The sequence below is a fragment of the Burkholderia sp. LK4 genome (genome assembly GCF_001043615.1).
Lineage (GTDB): Bacteria > Pseudomonadota > Gammaproteobacteria > Burkholderiales > Burkholderiaceae > Burkholderia > Burkholderia cepacia.
This window is the reverse complement of record NZ_LDUL01000090.1, coordinates 15,175-32,582: the sequence shown is the minus strand read 5'-3', so window position 1 is coordinate 32,582 and position 17,408 is coordinate 15,175. Positions and strand designations below refer to the sequence as shown.

Annotated in this window: 13 protein-coding genes and 1 other RNA gene; 5 read left to right on the top strand and 9 right to left on the bottom strand. The window is 66.9% G+C overall.

Annotated elements, in window-relative coordinates; all coding sequences use genetic code 11:
• Nucleotides 1–63: 63 nt before the first annotated feature.
• Nucleotides 64–1,902: a tetratricopeptide repeat protein gene (locus VK92_RS34370; protein ID WP_419761815.1), complete on the bottom strand. Its 1,839-nt coding sequence runs from the start codon at nucleotides 1,900–1,902 to the stop codon at nucleotides 64–66.
• A 130-nt stretch (nucleotides 1,903–2,032) separates the two neighbouring features.
• On the opposite strand from VK92_RS34370, the gene VK92_RS34365 reads away from it, so the two are divergent.
• Complete coding sequence (locus VK92_RS34365) at nucleotides 2,033–3,676, top strand: FAD-dependent monooxygenase (protein ID WP_048024343.1); 1,644 nt, start codon at nucleotides 2,033–2,035, stop codon at nucleotides 3,674–3,676.
• 8 nt (nucleotides 3,677–3,684) lie between these two features.
• Here the strand turns inward: VK92_RS34365 and VK92_RS34360 are convergent, their stop codons facing one another.
• The 4 genes from VK92_RS34360 to VK92_RS34345 are packed head-to-tail and all read right to left on the bottom strand — an operon-like array spanning nucleotide 3,685 to nucleotide 8,987.
• Nucleotides 3,685–3,936 (bottom strand): formate dehydrogenase subunit delta, encoded by a 252-nt coding sequence (locus tag VK92_RS34360; protein ID WP_021157475.1) that lies wholly within the window; start codon nucleotides 3,934–3,936, stop codon nucleotides 3,685–3,687.
• 7 nt (nucleotides 3,937–3,943) lie between these two features.
• Nucleotides 3,944–6,895, bottom strand: a complete 2,952-nt coding sequence (gene fdhF / locus VK92_RS34355) for a formate dehydrogenase subunit alpha (protein WP_048024345.1) — start codon at nucleotides 6,893–6,895, stop codon at nucleotides 3,944–3,946.
• A gap of 17 nt (nucleotides 6,896–6,912) precedes the next feature.
• On the bottom strand, nucleotides 6,913–8,490 hold the full coding sequence (locus VK92_RS34350; RefSeq protein WP_048024347.1) for a formate dehydrogenase beta subunit: 1,578 nt from the start codon (nucleotides 8,488–8,490) through the stop codon (nucleotides 6,913–6,915).
• Nucleotides 8,487–8,987, bottom strand: coding sequence for an NAD(P)H-dependent oxidoreductase subunit E (locus VK92_RS34345; protein ID WP_048024349.1), 501 nt, complete (start codon nucleotides 8,985–8,987; stop codon nucleotides 8,487–8,489). The genes VK92_RS34350 and VK92_RS34345 overlap by 4 nt, the downstream gene beginning before the upstream one ends.
• A 131-nt stretch (nucleotides 8,988–9,118) precedes the next feature.
• Between VK92_RS34345 and VK92_RS34340 the strand changes: the two genes are divergently transcribed.
• The 3 genes from VK92_RS34340 (at nucleotide 9,119) to VK92_RS34330 (ending at nucleotide 11,328) form a co-directional block, all read left to right on the top strand.
• The gene (locus VK92_RS34340; RefSeq protein WP_021157471.1) at nucleotides 9,119–10,225 is read left to right on the top strand and encodes a substrate-binding domain-containing protein; all 1,107 of its coding nucleotides are present in this window, start codon (nucleotides 9,119–9,121) and stop codon (nucleotides 10,223–10,225) included.
• A 101-nt stretch (nucleotides 10,226–10,326) separates the two neighbouring features.
• Entirely contained in the window at nucleotides 10,327–10,596 is a 270-nt protein-coding gene (locus VK92_RS34335; RefSeq protein ID WP_042973441.1) for a hypothetical protein, read from the top strand.
• A gap of 378 nt (nucleotides 10,597–10,974) precedes the next feature.
• The gene (locus tag VK92_RS34330; protein WP_011351324.1) at nucleotides 10,975–11,328 is read left to right on the top strand and encodes a DUF4148 domain-containing protein; all 354 of its coding nucleotides are present in this window, start codon (nucleotides 10,975–10,977) and stop codon (nucleotides 11,326–11,328) included.
• 269 nt (nucleotides 11,329–11,597) lie between these two features.
• Here VK92_RS34330 and ssrA read toward each other — a convergent pair.
• The 4 genes from ssrA to ompA form a co-directional block, all read right to left on the bottom strand.
• Nucleotides 11,598–11,967: a transfer-messenger RNA gene (ssrA, locus tag VK92_RS39250) on the bottom strand.
• A gap of 17 nt (nucleotides 11,968–11,984) precedes the next feature.
• Nucleotides 11,985–12,701: a phosphoglycolate phosphatase gene (gene gph / locus VK92_RS34325; protein WP_048024353.1), complete on the bottom strand. Its 717-nt coding sequence runs from the start codon at nucleotides 12,699–12,701 to the stop codon at nucleotides 11,985–11,987.
• 13 nt (nucleotides 12,702–12,714) lie between these two features.
• The gene (gene ubiG, locus VK92_RS34320) at nucleotides 12,715–13,413 is read right to left on the bottom strand and encodes a bifunctional 2-polyprenyl-6-hydroxyphenol methylase/3-demethylubiquinol 3-O-methyltransferase UbiG (protein ID WP_048024355.1); all 699 of its coding nucleotides are present in this window, start codon (nucleotides 13,411–13,413) and stop codon (nucleotides 12,715–12,717) included.
• A 154-nt stretch (nucleotides 13,414–13,567) separates the two neighbouring features.
• Nucleotides 13,568–14,236 carry an outer membrane protein OmpA gene (ompA, locus tag VK92_RS34315; RefSeq protein WP_021157465.1) on the bottom strand — a complete coding sequence of 223 codons (669 nt, stop codon included), beginning with the start codon at nucleotides 14,234–14,236 and terminating at the stop codon, nucleotides 13,568–13,570.
• Between the two features lie 527 nt (nucleotides 14,237–14,763).
• On the opposite strand from ompA, the gene gyrA reads away from it, so the two are divergent.
• Entirely contained in the window at nucleotides 14,764–17,367 is a 2,604-nt protein-coding gene (gyrA, locus tag VK92_RS34310; protein WP_042973437.1) for a DNA gyrase subunit A, read from the top strand.
• Nucleotides 17,368–17,408 lie beyond the last annotated feature (41 nt).

Sequence of the window (17,408 nt, the reverse complement as noted above, 5' to 3'; positions counted from 1 at the left end):
GCCGCACGCGTTGCATTAAAAAAGGGAGCCCGGGTGAACGGCGCTCCTTTTTTTCGTCCGCGCTCAGGCTTCGCGCAGCATGCCGGCGACTGCTGCCGCCACGTCGAGCCATTGCCCCGGTGCGGGCTGGCGGGCGAGCCTGGCCTGCGGATACCACGGGCAGTCGTCGCCGGTGAACCAGCGCCAGTCGGGCGCGAACGGCAGCATGACCCAAAGCGGCTTGCCGAGCGCGCCGGCGAGGTGCGCGACCGCGGTATCGATCGTGACGACGCCGTCGAGCCGCCCGATCAGCGCGGCCGTGTCGGCAAAGTCGTTCAACCGGCCGTCGAGCCGATGCACGCGCGGATGCGCGTCGACGCGCGCGCGTTCGTCTTCGTCGAGCGCGGGTTGCAGCACGATCCAGTCGACATCGGGCAGCGCGAGCAGCGGTGCGAGCGCGTCGAACGGCATCGAGCGGTTTTCCTGCGCCTGCCGGCGCCCCGACCATGCAAGGCCGAACTTGCGCTTCGACTGCCCGCCGAGCGAGCCGCGAAAGCGCCGGCCGGCGCCGTCGGGGGCGTCGAGGTAGCGCGAGCCCGCGACGATGTCCTCCGCCTGAAGCCCGAGCAGGAACGGCAAGCTCATCAGCGTGCACGCGACATCCGCGGCAGGCGGTTTCGCGGTGCCCTGTGCGACGAGGGTCACGCGCCAGCGCGCTGCCGCCGGCGCCAGCAGCGTAACGAGTTCCGGCTGGACTTCGAGCACGACGCGCGCGCAGCGCGCGCGGGCGAGCGGCACGAAGCGGACGAACTGCAGCGTGTCGCCGAAGCCCTGTTCCGCGCGGATCAGCAGCGTGCGCGACGCAATCGGTTCGCCTTGCCAGCGCGGCAGCATGCCGAGCGGCGTCGCGCCCGGCGTGTCGTGGCGCGCTTCATAGGCGGGCAGGCCGCGCGTGAAGTCGCCGAGCGTCAGCAGCGTGACCGCGCGGTGCAGCTTTGCCAGCGTGAGATCGGGGGCGACGCGCAGCGCCTGGTCGAACGCGCGCAGCGCCATCTCGTGCGCACCGAGCGCGTGATGCGCGTTGCCGAGGTTCAGCCAGGCCAGGCTGAACGACGGATCGAGACCGACCGCTCGCTCGTAGAAGGGCAGTGCGTCGCGGTGGCGCGCCTGCGCGCTGAGTGCGTTCGCGAGCCCGAACAGCGCGAGCGGAAACGGCGGATGCAGCGCGAGCGCGGCTTCGAACGCGGCGGCGGCCTCGGCATGCCGGCCGACCGCGTCCAACGTGTTGCCGAGATTGAAGTGCGCGGCGACGAAGCGCGGCTGCGCGGCGATCGCGGCCTGGAAGTGCGCGATCGCGTCGTCGGCGCGGCCCATCGCGTTCAGCGCCATCGCGAGGTTGTTGTGCGCTCCCGCATGCCCCGGCCGCAACTCGAGCGCGCGATGGAACGCGGCGAGCGCTTCGTCGTGGCGGCCCAGAGCGTTCAGCGCGTTGCCGAGATTGTTGTGGATCGATGCATCGTCGGGCGTGAGCCGCAGCGCGCGGCCGAATGCATCGATCGCATCGTCGTGGCGCTGCAGCGCCGCATACGCGTTGCCGAGGTTGTAGTGCGCGAGCGGAAATTCGGGCGCGAGCGTCAGCGCGTTGCGAAAGCGGTCGACCGCTTCGTCGAGCCGGCCGAGCGCCTTCAGCGCGTTGCCGAGATTGAGCTGCAGCGCGGCATCGTCCGGACGCAGCGCGACGGCGCGGCCGACGAGGTCGGCCGCTTCGGCGTGCTGGCCCTGCTGGTGCCGCAGCACGCCGAACAGATGCAGCGCGTCGGCGTTGGCGGGATTGGAGGCGAGCGCGTTGCGATAGCCGTGCTCGGCCTCGGCGAGGCGGCCCGCGCGGTGTGCGGCATACGCCCGGTCGAATGCGGTATCCATGACGCGAAAACTGACGGAAAGGGCGTATTTTCCCACACCGCGCGGCGGTGCCGCGCGTCGGCCGATCGGCATATGGCCCCGTCACGTGGAGCGGCGTAGACTTGCAGGATCGCGTGTCATCGAGGTTCTCATGGCTGACACACTGCCCGATATCCGGCCCGTGCTGATCGTCGGCGCGGGGCCGACCGGCCTTGCCGCGGCGATGAGCCTCGCGCGGGCCCGCGTGCCGGTGCGCATCATCGATCGGCTAGCCGCGCCCGCGCCGCATTCGCGCGCGATCGGCATCCAGGCGCGCACGCTCGAACTGCTGGAGCAGCATCGCGCGGTCGAACCGTTTCTCGCGCTCGGCCATCGTGCGCATGCGGCCGCGCTGCATGCCGACGGCCGCGTGATCGCGCGGCTCGATTTCGATCCACTGCACACGCGCTATCCGTACCTGCTGTTTCTCGACCAGACGGTCACCGAGCGCCTGCTCGCCGAGCATCTGGCCCGGCTCGGCGTGACGGTCGAGCGCGGCGCGACGCTGACCGCATGCGATGCGGGCGGCGCGTCGCTCGACGTGTCGATCCGCCGCGCCGACGGTCGCGACGAATCGTTCGCGCCGTCGTACCTGATCGCCGCCGACGGCGCGCACAGCACGGTCAGGCATCTGCTCGGCCTGGGCTTCACCGGGCAGGCGTTCGAGCAGACGTTCCTGCTCGCCGATTTCGCGGCGATACCCGACTGGCCGGACGAAGAGATCCACCTGTTCGCGACGCCCGAAGGCATGGCCGGCCTGTTTCCCATGGGCGGCGGCCGTTACCGGCTCGTGGCCGACCGGCCGCCCGGCAGCGACGCGTCGTCCGATGCGCCGGTCCCGTCGCTCGCGGAATGCGACGCGATCGTGCGTGCCCGTGCCGGTGTGTCGATCTCGCCGAGCGATCTCGCGTGGTCGTCCTATTTTCACCTGCACAGCAGGATGGTCGACCGGCTGCGTCACGGCCGCGTGTTCTTCGCGGGCGACGCCGCGCACGTCCACAGTCCGGCCGGCGCGCAGGGCATGAACACCGGCATCCAGGAAGCGTTCAATCTTGGCTGGAAGCTCGCGCGCGTGCTCGGCGCGGGCACACCCGAGCGGCTTCTCGACACGTATCACGCGGAACGTCATCCGATCGAGCGCGACGTGTTGCGGCAGACCGGTTTCGTCACGCAGGTCGTCGAAGCCGAGCGCGGCGCGATGAAGCTGCTGCGCGATCATGTCGTGCCGCTGCTGGCGTCGTTCGGGCCGATGCGCGACGTCGTGCGGCGTACGGTCAGCGAGCTCGGCGTGCAGTACCGGAAGAGCCCGCTCACGCTGGAGCGCGTGCTAGACGGCGGGCCGCGCGCAGGTGAGCGGGCACCCGATGCGTTCGTGCGCGTGGTCGACGGGCCGCTCGGTCAGGCGCCCGGCACGGCGCGGCTATACGACCTGCACGATCCCGCGAGTTTCACGTTGCTGCTGCTGGAAGAGCCGCCGGATGCCGACGCCGGCGCGTTGCCTCCGATACAGGCCGATGCGCAGGTGCTCGCGCAGGGGCTCGAACGGATCATGCCGGACGCGTTGCGCGTCTGGCGCGTCACCGATGCCGAAGGCGGGGATGCCGGGCTTGCGCAGGAATACGGCCGCTCGCGGCCGTCGTTTTACCTGCTCCGGCCCGACGGTTACGTGGCGGCGCGCGGGCGCACGGCGACCGACGCGAATGCGTTGCTGCGCCACTGCGAAAGCTGGTTCGCGGGCATGTCGCGGCCCGCGTAGCGGGGCGGTCAGGCCTTTGCCGCGGCAGGCACGAGGGACGCGCGGTGTACGGCGATCGCGTCGCGCACGATCGGCGCCGCGCGTTGCGCGGCCTCGCTTGACGGATCGTCGAGCGCCGCGAGCAGCGCGCGGCGCATCCGCGGCTCCCAGAAGCGCCGGATATGGTCGGCGATGCCGGCCAGCGCTTCGTCGCGATCCGGCATCGATTCGAAGAATGCGCCGATCTGGTTGGCCATGTCGATCAGGTGTCCGTTGTCCATCGCTTCCTCACTTGCCCGTGGTCACGCCGGCGGTCGCGGCCGCACGGCGCTCGAGCAGATCGAGCTGCTCCGCGTTGAAGCGCGCGTAGGCCTGCTGCCAGTCGGACGGCTGCGCGACGGGCAAGACCTGGACGGCCGTCACCTTGTACTCGGGGCAGTTCGTCGCCCAGTCCGAGCTGTCCGTCGTGATCACGTTCGCACCCGATTCGGGGAAGTGGAACGTCGTATAGACGACACCCGGCTGCATGCGTTCGGTCACGAGCGCGCGCAGCACCGTCTGCCCCGCACGCGACTCGATGCCGACCCAGTCGCCGCTGCGGATCCCGCGATCCTGCGCGTCGTGCGGATGGATCTCGAGGCGATCCTCCTCGTGCCAGCGGACGTTCTCGGTGCGGCGCGTCTGCGCGCCGACGTTGTATTGCGACAGGATGCGACCCGTCGTCAGGATCAGCGGATAACGTTGCGTGACCTTCTCCGGCGACGCGATGAACTGCGTGATCACGAACTTGCCCTTGCCGCGCACGAATGCGTCGATGTGCATCGTCGGCGTGCCTTCCGGTGCGTGCTCGTTGCACGGCCACTGGATGCTGCCGAGCGCGTCGAGCTTCGCGTACGACACGCCCGAGAACGTCGGCGTGAGTCGCGCGATCTCGTCCATGATTTCCGACGGATGCGCATAGTCCATCTCGTAGCCGAGCGCGCGCGACAGCATCAGCGTGACTTCCCAGTCCGCGTAGCCCGCAAGCGGCGGCATCACCTTGCGCACGCGCGAGATGCGGCGTTCCGCGTTCGTGAACGTGCCGTCCTTCTCGAGGAACGACGAGCCGGGCAGCAGCACGTGCGCGTATTTCGCGGTCTCGTTCAGGAAGATGTCCTGCACGACGATGCATTCCATGGCCGACAGTGCGGCCGCGACGTGCTGCGTATTCGGGTCCGACTGGACGATGTCCTCGCCCTGGCAGTAGAGCCCCTTGAAGCTGCCGTCGAGCGCCGCGTCGAACATGTTCGGGATGCGCAGCCCCGGTTCGGGTTGCAGCGTGGCCGACCACGCCTGTTCGAACTGCGTGCGCACGATCGTGTCGCTGATGTGCCGGTAGCCGGGCAGCTCGTGCGGGAACGAGCCCATGTCGCACGAGCCCTGCACGTTGTTCTGGCCGCGCAGCGGATTGACGCCGACGCCTTCGCGGCCGACGTTGCCGGTCGCCATCGCGAGGTTCGCGATGCCCATCACCGTCGTCGAGCCCTGCGCGTGCTCGGTCACGCCCAGCCCGTAGTAGATCGCGGCATTGCCGCCCGTCGCATAGAGGCGCGCGGCTTCACGGACCTGTTCCGCCGGCACGCCCGTCACGTCGGCGGTCGCCTCGGGCGAATTGTCGGCACGCGATACGAATTCGCGCCACTGCTCGAATGCGCGTGTCTCGCAGCGCTCGGCGACGAACGCGTCGGCGACGAGCCCCTCGGTGACGATCACGTGCGCGAGTGCGTTGACGATCGCGACGTTGGTGCCGGGGCGCAGCTGCAGATGGTGGGTGGCCTTCACGTGCGGGCCGTCGACGACGTCGATGCGGCGCGGGTCGATCACGATCAGCTTCGCACCTTCGCGCACGCGCCGCTTCAGCCGCGAGCCGAACACCGGGTGCCCGTCGGTCGGGTTCGCGCCCATCACGACGATCACGTCGGCCTGGCCGACCGACGCGAACGTCTGCGTGCCGGCCGATTCGCCGAGCGTCGTCTTGAGGCCGTAGCCCGTCGGCGAGTGGCACACGCGTGCGCAGGTGTCGACGTTATTGTTGCCGAATGCGGCGCGCACCAGTTTCTGCACGAGGTAGGTTTCCTCGTTCGTGCAGCGCGACGACGTGATCCCGCCGATCGAGTCGCGGCCGTACTTCTGCTGCAGCTTGCGGAATTGCGTTGCCGCGTAGGTGAGCGCTTCGTCCCAGCTGACTTCGCGCCACGGGTCGGTGATCTTCTCGCGGATCATCGGCTTCGTGATGCGGTCCGTGTGCGTCGCGTAGCCCCACGCGAAGCGTCCCTTCACGCACGCATGGCCTTCGTTCGCGAGGCCGTTCTTGTGCGGCGTCATGCGCACGACCTGCGTGCCCTTCATTTCGGCCTTGAACGAGCAGCCGACGCCGCAGTACGCACAGGTCGTGACCACCGAGTGTTCGGCCTGGCCGAGTTGCACGACCGATTTTTCCTGCAGCGTGGCGGTCGGGCAGGCGGCGACGCATGCGCCGCACGATACGCATTCCGACGCCATGAACGATTCGCTTTCGCCCGCGGCGACGCGCGATTCGAAGCCGCGTGCGGCGATCGTCAGCGCGAACGTGCCTTGCGTTTCCTCGCAGGCGCGCACGCAGCGGTTGCAGACGATGCACTTCGACGGGTCGTACGTGAAGTACGGGTTCGATTCGTCCTTCGCGTCCTTCAGGTGATTCGCGCCGTCGAAGCCGTAGCGCACCTCGCGCAGCCCGACGACGCCCGCCATGTCCTGCAACTCGCAGTCGCCGTTGGCGGGGCAGGTGAGGCAGTCGAGCGGATGGTCGGAGATGTACAGCTCCATCACGTTGCGACGCAGCGACTGCAGGCGGTCCGACTGCGTGCGCACCTTCATGCCCGCTTCGGCAGGCGTCGTGCACGAGGCGGGATAACCGCGCCGGCCTTCGATCTCGACGAGGCACAGCCGGCACGAGCCGAACGGTTCGAGCGAATCGGTCGCGCAGAGCTTCGGGACGTTGACGCCGGCTTCGATCGCCGCGCGCATCACCGACGTGCCGGCCGGCACGGTGACCGGCTGGCCGTCGATTTCGAGCGTGACGTCGGTATCGGCATGCCGTTGCGGCGTGCCGTAGTCGGTATCGTCGAACGGGTCGCGGGCACGCGCTTGCGCGGCGCTCTTGCACGCGCATTGGCCCGAGCCGCAGCCGCCTTGGCGGACGTTGTTCGTGTCGAGGGACATGCAGGGCTCCTTCTGGGTCAGGCCGCAGCCTTGACCGGACCCGACGCGGCATCCTTGCCGGCGGCGAGCCCGAAATCTTCGGGGAAATGGTCGAGCGCGGACAGCACCGGATAGGGTGTCATGCCGCCCATTGCGCACAGCGAACCGGCCAGCATCGTGTCGCACAGGTCGCGCAGCAGCGTGACCTGCCGCTCCGACGTGTCGCCGTGGCGGATGCGCGCGATCGTCTCGACGCCACGTGTCGAACCGATCCGGCACGGCGTGCACTTGCCGCACGACTCGATCGCGCAGAACTTCATCGCGTATTCGGCCAGCTCGGCGAGGTTCGACGTATCGTCGTGGAGCACGATGCCGCCGTGCCCGACGACCGCGCCGATCGCCGTGTACGCTTCGTAGTCGAGCGGCACGTCCCACTGATGGTCGGGCAGGTAGGTGCCGAGCGGGCCGCCGACCTGGGCGGCGCGCGCGGGCCGGCCGCTTGCCGTGCCGCCGCCGAAGTCGAACAGCAGCTCGCGCAGCGTGACGCCGAACGCGAGCTCGACGAGGCCGCCGTGACGGATGTTGCCCGCGAGCTGGAACGGCAGCGTGCCGCGTGAGCGGCCCATCCCGTAGTCGCGATAGAACGCGGCGCCGCGCGCGAAGATCACGGGCGCCGTCGCGAGCGTGATCACGTTGTTGATGACGGTCGGCTGGCCGTACAGGCCCGCGAGCGCGGGCAGCGGCGGTTTCGCCCGCACGACGCCGCGCTTGCCTTCGAGCGATTCGAGCAGCGCCGTTTCCTCGCCGCACACGTACGAGCCCGCGCCTTTCGCGACGTGCAGCTCGAACGCATGCGCGGAGCCGAGCACGTGCTCGCCGAGCCAGCCGGCTTCGCGTGCACGGACGATCGCGGCTTCGAGCGTGGCGATTGCATGCGGGTATTCGCTGCGCACGTAGATGTAACCGACCGTCGCGCCGGTCGCGACGCCCGCGATGATCATCCCCTCGATCAGGCAGTACGGGTCGCACTCCATGATCAGGCGGTCGGAGAAGGTGCCCGAATCCCCTTCGTCTGCATTGCAGACGATGTATTTCTGCGTGGCGCTGGCTTGCCGGACCGTGCGCCATTTGATGCCGGCCGGGAACGCGGCACCGCCGCGGCCGCGCAGCCCCGATTCGATCAGCGTTTCGCACGCGGCGTCGCCGTCGAGCGCGAGCGCATTCTTCAGGCCGGCGAGGCCTTCGTATTGCAGGTAGTCGTCCATCGACAGCGGATCGGTCAGGCCGATGCGTGCGAACGTGAGGCGTTGCTGGCGCGCGAGATAGGGCAGCGCGTCGACGAGGCCGACACCGCTCGGATGCGTGCCGCCGTCAAGCCAGTTTGCGTCGAACAGGGCCGGCACGTCGGCGGCCGACAGGTTCGCATACCCGACGCGGCCGGCGGCCGTGCCGACCTCGACGAGCGGCTCGAGCCACAGCAGCCCGCGCGAACCGTTGCGGACCAGCTCGACGGCGACGCCGCGCCGTTGTGCTTCCGCCGTGATGGCGGCAGCGAGCGCGTCGGCGCCGAGTGCCAGTGCGGACGAGTCGCGCGGAACGTAGATGCGGGTCGTCATGCGGCCTCCGGGGTATGGGCGACCGCCTCGGCAAGCAGCGCGTCGAATTTCTCCGGCGTGACCTTCGCGTGCAGCACGCCGTTGACCGTCAGCGACGGCGATTGCGCACACAGTCCGAGGCAGTACACCGATTCGAGCGCGACGTCACCGGTCGCATGCGCGTTCGCGACATCGCCGTGCGCCGTGTCGAACCGGCAACCCGTGCGGGCTTCCGCATGCGCGGCCAGCGCTTCGCAGCCCATGCTGCGGCACGCTTCGGCACGGCACATCTGGATCGTCACGCGGGCGGGCGGTGCGGTGCGGAAGTGGTGGTAGTAAGTCAGTACGCCGTGCACTTCCGCGCGCGACAGGTTGAGCGCCCTGGCGAGCGGCGCGACGCAGCCCGGCGGCACGTAGCCTGCGTCGTCCTGGATCGCGTGCAGGATCGCCACGAGCGACCGGCCGGCGCGCGCATGACGCTCGACGAGCGCGTCGGGCGCTTGGGAATTCGGGGACATCGGTTGTGCTCCTCCAAAGTCTCATATGCGCTCGGGATTCATATAGTGCGCACTGCGACTTCGTTCTGATTGATTTTAACCAACGATAAGCGGAAGATTTGGCGGTCGCAATAGGAAATCGGAGTGCATAATTGATTCGGATCGAATGCGACGCGTATCTGACCGTACGCGACACGGAAGGCCGTGCGGCCAGCCTGTCGGATGTCGCGCCGTTGCTGGAACTCGTGGCCGACACGGGCAGCATCGCGCAGGCCGCGCACGCGAAAGGGCTGTCATACCGGCACGCGTGGGGCATGCTGCGCGCGCTGGAGGCGTGCATCGGCGGGGAACTGATCGAAACCGCGCGCGGCAAGGGCTCGACGCTGTCGGCACTCGGGCAGGCGGTCGTCGATGCGCAGCGCCTCGCGCGCAGCCGGCTCGACGGTAACCTGCGGACGCTGGCGGCCGAAGTGGCGAGCGACCTGAACCGGCGGCTCGCGCAGCGCGACGGCGCCGTGCGCATTCACGCGTCGCATGGCTACGCGGTCGCGACGCTCGTATCCGCGCTCGTCGACGCGCAGGCGGCTGTCGACATCAAGTATCGCGAGAGCGTCGAGGCCGTGCAGGCGCTTGCCCGCGGCGAGTGCGACCTGGCGGGCTTCCATCTGCCGCGCGGTGCGTTTCGTGCGCAGTGCGCGCAAATCTACCGACCGTGGCTCGACGATACGCGTCATGTGCTGATCCACCTGACTCGGCGCCAGCAGGGGCTGTTCGTCCCGCGTGGCAACCCGAAGCAGGTTCGCGGCCTCGCGGATCTCGCGCGCAATGACATCCGCTTCGTCAACCGCCAGCCGGGGTCGGGCACGCGCATGCTGCTGGACCTCGCGCTGCGCGCGATCGGCATTGATCCGGAGCGCATCGACGGCTACGCATCGGCCGAGCTCACGCATTCGGCGATCGCGGCGTTCGTCGCGAGCGGGATGGCCGATCTCGGCTTCGGCGTCGAGCCTGCGGCCCATCATTTCGGGCTCGATTTCATCCCGGTCGTCGACGAAGACTATTATTTCGCGTGCGAACGCGCGCGGCTCGACGCGCGGCCGCTTGCCGGCGTACTGGCGCTGCTGCGCGACGCGCGCTTCGTCGAGCGCGTCGCGCATCTCGACGGCTACGACCCGGCTGCGTGCGGAACGTTGACGAGCATCGCGACGGGGCTGGCCGGCGGCGACGGCGCGAGTGTGCCGGGCGGCAATTCGCGGTAACGCGCAGGCGATCGAACCGCGCTGCAGCAGCGGGGGATTTGCGCTACGCTTGCCGCTTGACCAACGTTCCAACAAGCACGCCGTTCAAGCGTCATCCCGCCATGAAATTTTCCGTTCCCCTCGCCGCGGCAGCGTTGACCGCGGGGCTGCTGGTCGCTGTTTCGCCGTTTGCGCTGGCGCAGAATTCCCCTGGTGTGCCTGGCGGTATCCTGAGCGAACAGTTTCGCCTGAACGAGCATCCGCAGATGCCGTTCGCAGCGTCGACGCCGTCGCAGAAATACCAGAGCGGCAAGAAGTCGGCCTTGCGCCGCAAGGGCGACCTGGGCGATCCGAACGGCTGCAACCTGAAGTGTCCGATGGATAGCCAGTAACCGGGCGGACGGGCGCGTCCGCAAGGGTCATGCGGCGCCGGTTCGCTTGACGGGCGTTTCGTCCGCGTACTGGCCTGGCCGGTTGACCGGCGACTGCCGGAATCCCAGTGCGATTCCGGTTCTGTCCGAGCCCCGCGAAGCGTTGCCGCTTCGCGGGGCTTTTGCTTTCCGGCGAATCTTCATGCGATTCGGTGTCGGGCGATGCCTGCATGTGCGCATCGTCGGCCTGGCAGGCGATCTAGGGTTAACCCGTAAATCAGGAAGGATGTCTTCCAGAAAGCTGCCTTATTCTTAAGCATCCGCCTACATAAACTTCGGGTTGTCAGCGATGAACAAGGTGTTCACCGCGAACACAGACAAATCTGGAGGTAGGTCATCATGAAGTCGCTCGTTCAAGCTGTTGTCGTTGCCGCTGCTCTCGTTGCCCCGGTCGTGTCGTTTGCCCAGTCGGGTTCGACGATCACCCGCGCGCAGGTTCGCGCCGAACTGGTCCAGCTGCAGCAGGCAGGTTACAACTCGGCTCGCGGCGAAGATCCGCATTATCCGGAAGCGATCCAGGCCGCAACGGCGCGTGTTGCAGAGCAACAGCGCAGCGCGCTGGCGCAAGCGCAAGGCGCCGACGCCAGCGGTTACGGTGCACAGGCGCAAGGTGCGTCGGCATCGGGTTCGCGTGCAATGGGCGTGCGCCCGGCCACCGCTGAAGAAATGAAGTCGCTGTATCGCGGCAGCTAAGTCGCACATCGCCCGGTGTGCGTGAGTGCCTGTGCGACGACGCGTCCGGCACTGCGGCACCCGGGTCGGCCGCCGCCTGGCGCGATCGATGATCGTGCGGGCGCGGCAGGATATCCGTCACCTCCTGTCGCCGGAATACCGGTGGCATTCCGCCCGGCCCGCCCGTGGCTGGGCGCTTTTTCGGAAGGGGAAGGGTGCATGCGTTTCGGCGGCAACAAAAAACCCCGCAGACTTGCGTCATGCGGGGTTCGTGCGACGAGCGCGGAATTTGGTGGAGGCGGCGGGAATCGAACCCGCGTCCAGAAGCGCTCCACGACTAGTTCTACATGTTTAGTTCAGTCATTTGATTTAACCGCAGCGACGCGGACGAACACGCTGCACTACGGCGATTCGCTAGGTTTTCGACCCTGGCGTCGCGACGCCGACAGGGCTTAACTGACGTAAATGACCTCTGGCGGTATTGCTACCGGTCTTGCGACACTAGCCCGTCAGTGAACTAGGCAGAGGACGGCGGCCGTTAGGCTGCCAGTGCGAACGTATCGTCGTTTGCAGTTACGATTTTCCCATTGATTAACGAGGTGACGGGTCCTCGACATGCCCTAGCCGCTTCACAACCCCTGTCGAAACCAGGTCGCCCCCGCGGATAAGATCGATCATTATAGCCCAACATCGCGCAGCAGTTCGCGCAGTTGCTGTGTCGTGTCGACGAGATGCTGCGCTTGCCAGTCGGCCGGTGCGGCGCCGTCGCCGCAGTAGCCGTACGCGGCCGCGATCGTCGCCATGCCGGCGGCACTGCCGGCCTGAATGTCGCGCAGATCGTCGCCGACGTAGACGATGCGTGCGGGCGCGAGCGTCAACTGGTCGGCCGCATGCAGCAGCGGGGCCGGATGCGGCTTCGGGTGCGGCGTTGTGTCGCCCCCGACGACGCAGGCCGCGCGTGGCGCGAGACCGAGCAACTCGACGAGCGGCGCCGTGAGCCGCATCGCCTTGTTCGTGACGATCCCCCAGCGCACGCCGCGCGCATCGAGTTCGTCGAGCACGTCGCCGATGCCGGGGAACAGCGTCGTATGCACACACAGATCCGTCGCGTAGTTGGCCAGGAACTCGTCGCGCATCGCTTCGTATCCGGGCGTGTGCGGATCGATGCCGAACGCGCCGCCGAGCAGGCCTCGCGCGCCGGCCGAGGCCAGCGGCCGCAGCACGTCGAGCGGTGTTTCGGGCAGGTCGCGCACGCGTTGCATCTTGTTGACGGCCGCCGCGAGATCGGGGGCCGTGTCGGCGAGCGTGCCGTCCAGGTCGAACAGCACGGCATCGCAGTGCAGCAGGCGCGGTTCGTCGAGTGCAGCCCGCGCGGTCGAGAGGGGAGTCGTCATGCAGGGTGGAGGGTCATGCGCCGCGGCGGCACGCGACGAGGTAGTTGATGTCGGTGTCGTTCGACAGCGCGAAGCGCTTGCCGATCGGGTGATACGTGATGCCCTTGATCTCCACGATGTGCAGATCCGTCGCACGCACGAAGCCGGCCAGTTCCGACGGGCGGATGAAGCGCGCGTAGTCGTGCGTGCCCTTCGGCAGCATTTGCGCGATGTACTCCGCGCCGATCACGGCGAACAGGTAGGCCTTCAGGTTGCGGTTCAGCGTCGAGAAGAATACCCAGCCACCCGGCTTCACGAGCGTCGCGCACGCGGCGACGACATCGCCGGGAGACGGCACGTGCTCGAGCATCTCCATGCACGTGACGACATCGTAGGTGCCCGGTTCACGCGCGGCGAGCGCTTCCGCGGCGATGGCTTCGTAGTCGACCGAGATGCCGCTTTCGAGGCTGTGCAGGTCGGCGACGCCGAGCGCTTCGGTCGACAGGTCGATACCTTTCACCTGTGCGCCGAGTCCGGCCATCGACTCGGACAGGATGCCGCCGCCGCAGCCGACGTCGAGTGCACGCTTGCCGGCGAGGTGCGCATGCGCATCGATCCAGCCGAGGCGGACCGGGTTCAGGTCGTGCAGCGGCTTGAATTCGGCGTTCGGATCCCACCACCGATGGGCGAGGTCGCTGAATTTCTGGAGTTCGTGCGGATCGGCGTTGGTCATGTCGGCAAACGGGCTACGAGAGGAGGGCGGTACTGCGATTCGTCAGCCCCGAGTATATAAGAAGCGGACGAGCGGCGAAGCGGCAGGCGCCCGGACGGGCGTCAAAGAAAAAGCCCCGCCGGGGCGGGGCTTTGAAGCAGTCGAAAACCGCGGCTTAGTTTGCCGGAACGGTCGTCTTCTGGACTTCTTGCGTACCAACCACTTCGACTTCCACGCGGCGATCCGGTGCGAGGCAGGCGATGAGTTGCTTGCGGTTCTTCTGGTTGCAGCCCGTCGTGACCGGGTTGCGCTTGCCCTTGCCTTCCGTGTAGATCTTGTTGGCCGGCACACCCTTGCTGACCAGGTACGACTTCACGGCTTGCGCACGGCGCAGCGACAGACGGTCGTTGTACTTGTCCGAACCGATGCGGTCCGTGTAGCCCGTTGCGACGACCACTTCCGTGTTCATGCCTTCGATCTTCGAAGCCAGTTCGTCCAGCTTTTGCTTGCCCAGCGGCTTGAGCGTTGCCTTGTCGAAGTCGAACAGTGCGTCAGCTTGATACGTGATCTTCTGGCTCGAGATAGCCGGAGCGACCGGAGCGACCGGCGGCTGCGGTGCCTGGGCGACCAGTGCGCCATCGCACTTCGCGTTGGCGGTGGCCGGCGTCCAGAACGCATCGCGCCAGCAGAGCTCGTTCGTGCCGTTCATCCACACCCATTCGCCCGTGCCGTTCACCCAGTTGTCATTGACGGCTTGACGCGACGCCGGCACCGACTGTGCCGAAGCGGATGCAGCCATAACTGCGGTAGCTGCAATGAACGCGAGCTTTGAAAGTTTATTCATATTTCTCCTCTCGAAATTGAGATTACCGCAGGTTTACTGCGAGCCTGTTGACGGTGACAAGTCATACATTGCTCGAAGTATAACATTGGTGCGGCACAAAAAACGCGGCACCGCTCTGTGTAGACTTCGAGCAGCGTCTAACTTTCAGTGCGTTGGCATTTTGCCATATCGTTCCCTTCCTACGAAAAAAAATCCTCCCCACCCTAAGATCGCTTCAACTTTGTGGTGCATGCGCAACACCGGCCTGCCGCAACTTTCAGAGATTGTCAAGAGTGTGTCGGCGAAATTGCGCGAATGTGCGTGGTTGTTTACTCGTGCGCGTGAAACAAGTGTGAAGGGATCGCCTGCGGCGTCGAGTCGCGCGCGATTTCGGTCGAATCGACGTGGCCGCGATTTTCGCTATTTATATATAGAGGGGGCGGCGAATTGGCGGCTGATGGGCGCATGTTAGAATCTCGCGTTGCGTTGCGCATGCAGCGCCCACGCGAAAGGCGTTCGCCGTCTTCGCTCCGAAACGATACGGATACATGGATCAATTCGCCAAAGAGACCCTGCCCACCTCCCTAGAGGAGGAAATGCGCCGTTCGTATCTCGATTACGCGATGAGCGTGATCGTCGGACGTGCCCTCCCGGATGTCCGCGATGGCCTGAAGCCCGTGCACCGGCGCGTGTTGTTCGCGATGCACGAACTGAACAACGACTGGAACCGCGCGTACAAGAAGTCGGCGCGTATCGTCGGTGACGTGATCGGTAAGTACCATCCTCACGGCGACACCGCGGTGTACGACACGATCGTGCGGATGGCGCAGGACTTCTCGCTGCGTTACATGCTGATCGACGGGCAGGGCAACTTCGGCTCGATCGACGGCGACAATGCCGCGGCGATGCGTTACACCGAAATTCGCATGGCGAAGATCGGTCACGAGCTGCTCGCCGACATCGACAAGGAAACGGTCGATTTCGAGCCGAACTACGACGGCAACGAAATGCAGCCGTCGGTCCTGCCGTCGCGCATCCCGAACCTGCTGATCAACGGCTCGTCGGGCATCGCGGTCGGCATGGCGACCAACATCCCGCCGCACAACCTGAACGAAGTCGTCGACGCGTGCCAGCACCTGCTGGGTAACCCGGAAGCGACGATCGACGAGCTGATCGAGATCATCCCGGCGCCCGATTTCCCGACGGCCGGCATCATCTACGGCGTCGCCGGCGTGCGCGACGGCTACCGCACCGGGCGCGGTCGCGTCGTGATGCGCGCGGCCACGCACTTCGAGGAGATCGACCGCGGCCAGCGGATGGCGATCATCGTCGACGAGCTGCCGTACCAGGTGAACAAACGCTCGCTGCTCGAGCGAATCGCCGAGCTCGTCAACGAGAAGAAGCTCGAAGGCATCTCCGACATCCGCGACGAGTCCGACAAGAGCGGCATGCGCGTCGTGATCGAGCTCAAGCGCGGTGAAGTGCCGGAAGTGGTGCTGAACAACCTGTACAAGGCGACGCAGCTCCAGGATACGTTCGGCATGAACATGGTCGCGCTGGTCGACGGCCAGCCGAAGCTGCTGAACCTGAAGGAAATCCTGCAGTGCTTCCTGTCGCACCGACGCGAAGTGCTGACGCGCCGCACGATCTACGAACTGCGCAAGGCCCGTGAACGTGGCCATGTGCTCGAAGGTCTCGCGGTCGCGCTCGCCAACATCGACGAGTTCATCGCGATCATCAAGGCAGCGCCGACGCCGCCGATCGCGAAAGCGGAGTTGATGGCGAAGCCGTGGGATTCGTCGCTCGTGCGCGAGATGCTCACGCGCGCCGAGAGCGAGAACGCGGCGGCCGGCGGCCGCTCCGCGTACCGCCCGGAAGGCCTGAACCCGGCGTTCGGCATGCAGAGCGACGGGCTGTACCGCCTGTCCGACACGCAGGCCCAGGAAATCCTGCAGATGCGCCTGCAGCGCCTGACCGGCCTCGAGCAGGACAAGATCATCGGCGAGTACCGCGAAGTGATGGCGCAGATCGCCGACCTGCTGGACATCCTCGCGCGCCCCGAGCGGATCACGACGATGATCGGCGAGGAGCTGACCTCGGTGAAGGCCGAATTCGGCGATGCGCGCCGCTCGAAGATCGAGCTGAACGCGACCGAGCTGAACACCGAGGATCTGATCACGCCGCAGGACATGGTCGTCACGATGTCGCACGCGGGCTACGTGAAGTCGCAGCCGCTGTCCGAGTACCGCGCGCAGAAGCGCGGCGGCCGCGGCAAGCAGGCGACGCAGATGAAGGAAGACGACTGGATCGAGACGCTGTTCATCGCGAACACGCACGACTACATCCTGTGCTTCTCGAACCGCGGCCGCGTGTACTGGGTCAAGGTCTACGAAGTGCCGCAGGGCTCGCGCAACTCGCGTGGCCGCCCGATCGTCAACATGTTCCCGCTGCAGGAAGGCGAGAAGATCAACGTCGTGCTGCCGGTCAAGGAGTTCTCGGCCGACAAGTTCATCTTCATGGCGACGTCGCTCGGCACCGTGAAGAAGACGCCGCTCGAGGCATTCAGCCGTCCGATGAAGAAGGGCATCATCGCGGTCGGCCTCGACGAGGGCGACTTCCTGATCGGCGCGTCGATCACCGACGGTGCGCACGACGTGATGCTGTTCTCCGATTCCGGCAAGGCCGTGCGCTTCGACGAGAACGACGTGCGTCCGATGGGGCGCGAGGCGCGGGGTGTGCGCGGCATGCAGCTCGAGGACGGGCAGCAGGTCATCGCGATGCTGGTCGCGGGCAGCGAGGAGCAGACCGTGCTCACCGCGACCGAGAACGGCTACGGCAAGCGCACGCCGATCACCGAGTACACGCGTCACGGCCGCGGCACGAAGGGTATGATCGCGATCCAGACGTCGGAGCGTAACGGCAAGGTCGTGGCCGCGACGCTCGTCGACGCCGAGGATCAGATCATGCTGATCACGACGGCCGGCGTGTTGATTCGCACCCGTGTCTCGGAGATTCGCGAGATGGGGCGTGCCACGCAAGGTGTTACACTCATCAGTCTCGATGAGGGTACCAAGCTCTCCGGCCTGCAGCAGATCGCGGAGGCCGAGGAGGGCGATGGCGAGGCCGACGAGGCGTCGGACGGCGAAGCCTGAAGAACGGATGAGACTCTGGCCGCCGCGGGCGTGAAGCGCCG

Bases quoted from the DNA above. Each gene is read 5' to 3' on its own strand.
- VK92_RS34370 (WP_419761815.1), bottom strand. From the start codon at position 1,902: ATGGATACCGCATTCGACCGGGCGTATGCCGCACACCGCGCGGGCCGC.
- VK92_RS34365 (WP_048024343.1), top strand. From the start codon at position 2,033: ATGGCTGACACACTGCCCGATATCCGGCCCGTGCTGATCGTCGGCGCG.
- VK92_RS34360 (WP_021157475.1), bottom strand. From the start codon at position 3,936: ATGGACAACGGACACCTGATCGACATGGCCAACCAGATCGGCGCATTC.
- fdhF (WP_048024345.1), bottom strand. From the start codon at position 6,895: ATGTCCCTCGACACGAACAACGTCCGCCAAGGCGGCTGCGGCTCGGGC.
- VK92_RS34350 (WP_048024347.1), bottom strand. From the start codon at position 8,490: ATGACGACCCGCATCTACGTTCCGCGCGACTCGTCCGCACTGGCACTC.
- VK92_RS34345 (WP_048024349.1), bottom strand. From the start codon at position 8,987: ATGTCCCCGAATTCCCAAGCGCCCGACGCGCTCGTCGAGCGTCATGCG.
- VK92_RS34335 (WP_042973441.1), top strand. From the start codon at position 10,327: ATGAAATTTTCCGTTCCCCTCGCCGCGGCAGCGTTGACCGCGGGGCTG.
- VK92_RS34330 (WP_011351324.1), top strand. From the start codon at position 10,975: ATGAAGTCGCTCGTTCAAGCTGTTGTCGTTGCCGCTGCTCTCGTTGCC.
- gph (WP_048024353.1), bottom strand. From the start codon at position 12,701: ATGACGACTCCCCTCTCGACCGCGCGGGCTGCACTCGACGAACCGCGC.
- ubiG (WP_048024355.1), bottom strand. From the start codon at position 13,413: ATGACCAACGCCGATCCGCACGAACTCCAGAAATTCAGCGACCTCGCC.
- ompA (WP_021157465.1), bottom strand. From the start codon at position 14,236: ATGAATAAACTTTCAAAGCTCGCGTTCATTGCAGCTACCGCAGTTATG.
- gyrA (WP_042973437.1), top strand. From the start codon at position 14,764: ATGGATCAATTCGCCAAAGAGACCCTGCCCACCTCCCTAGAGGAGGAA.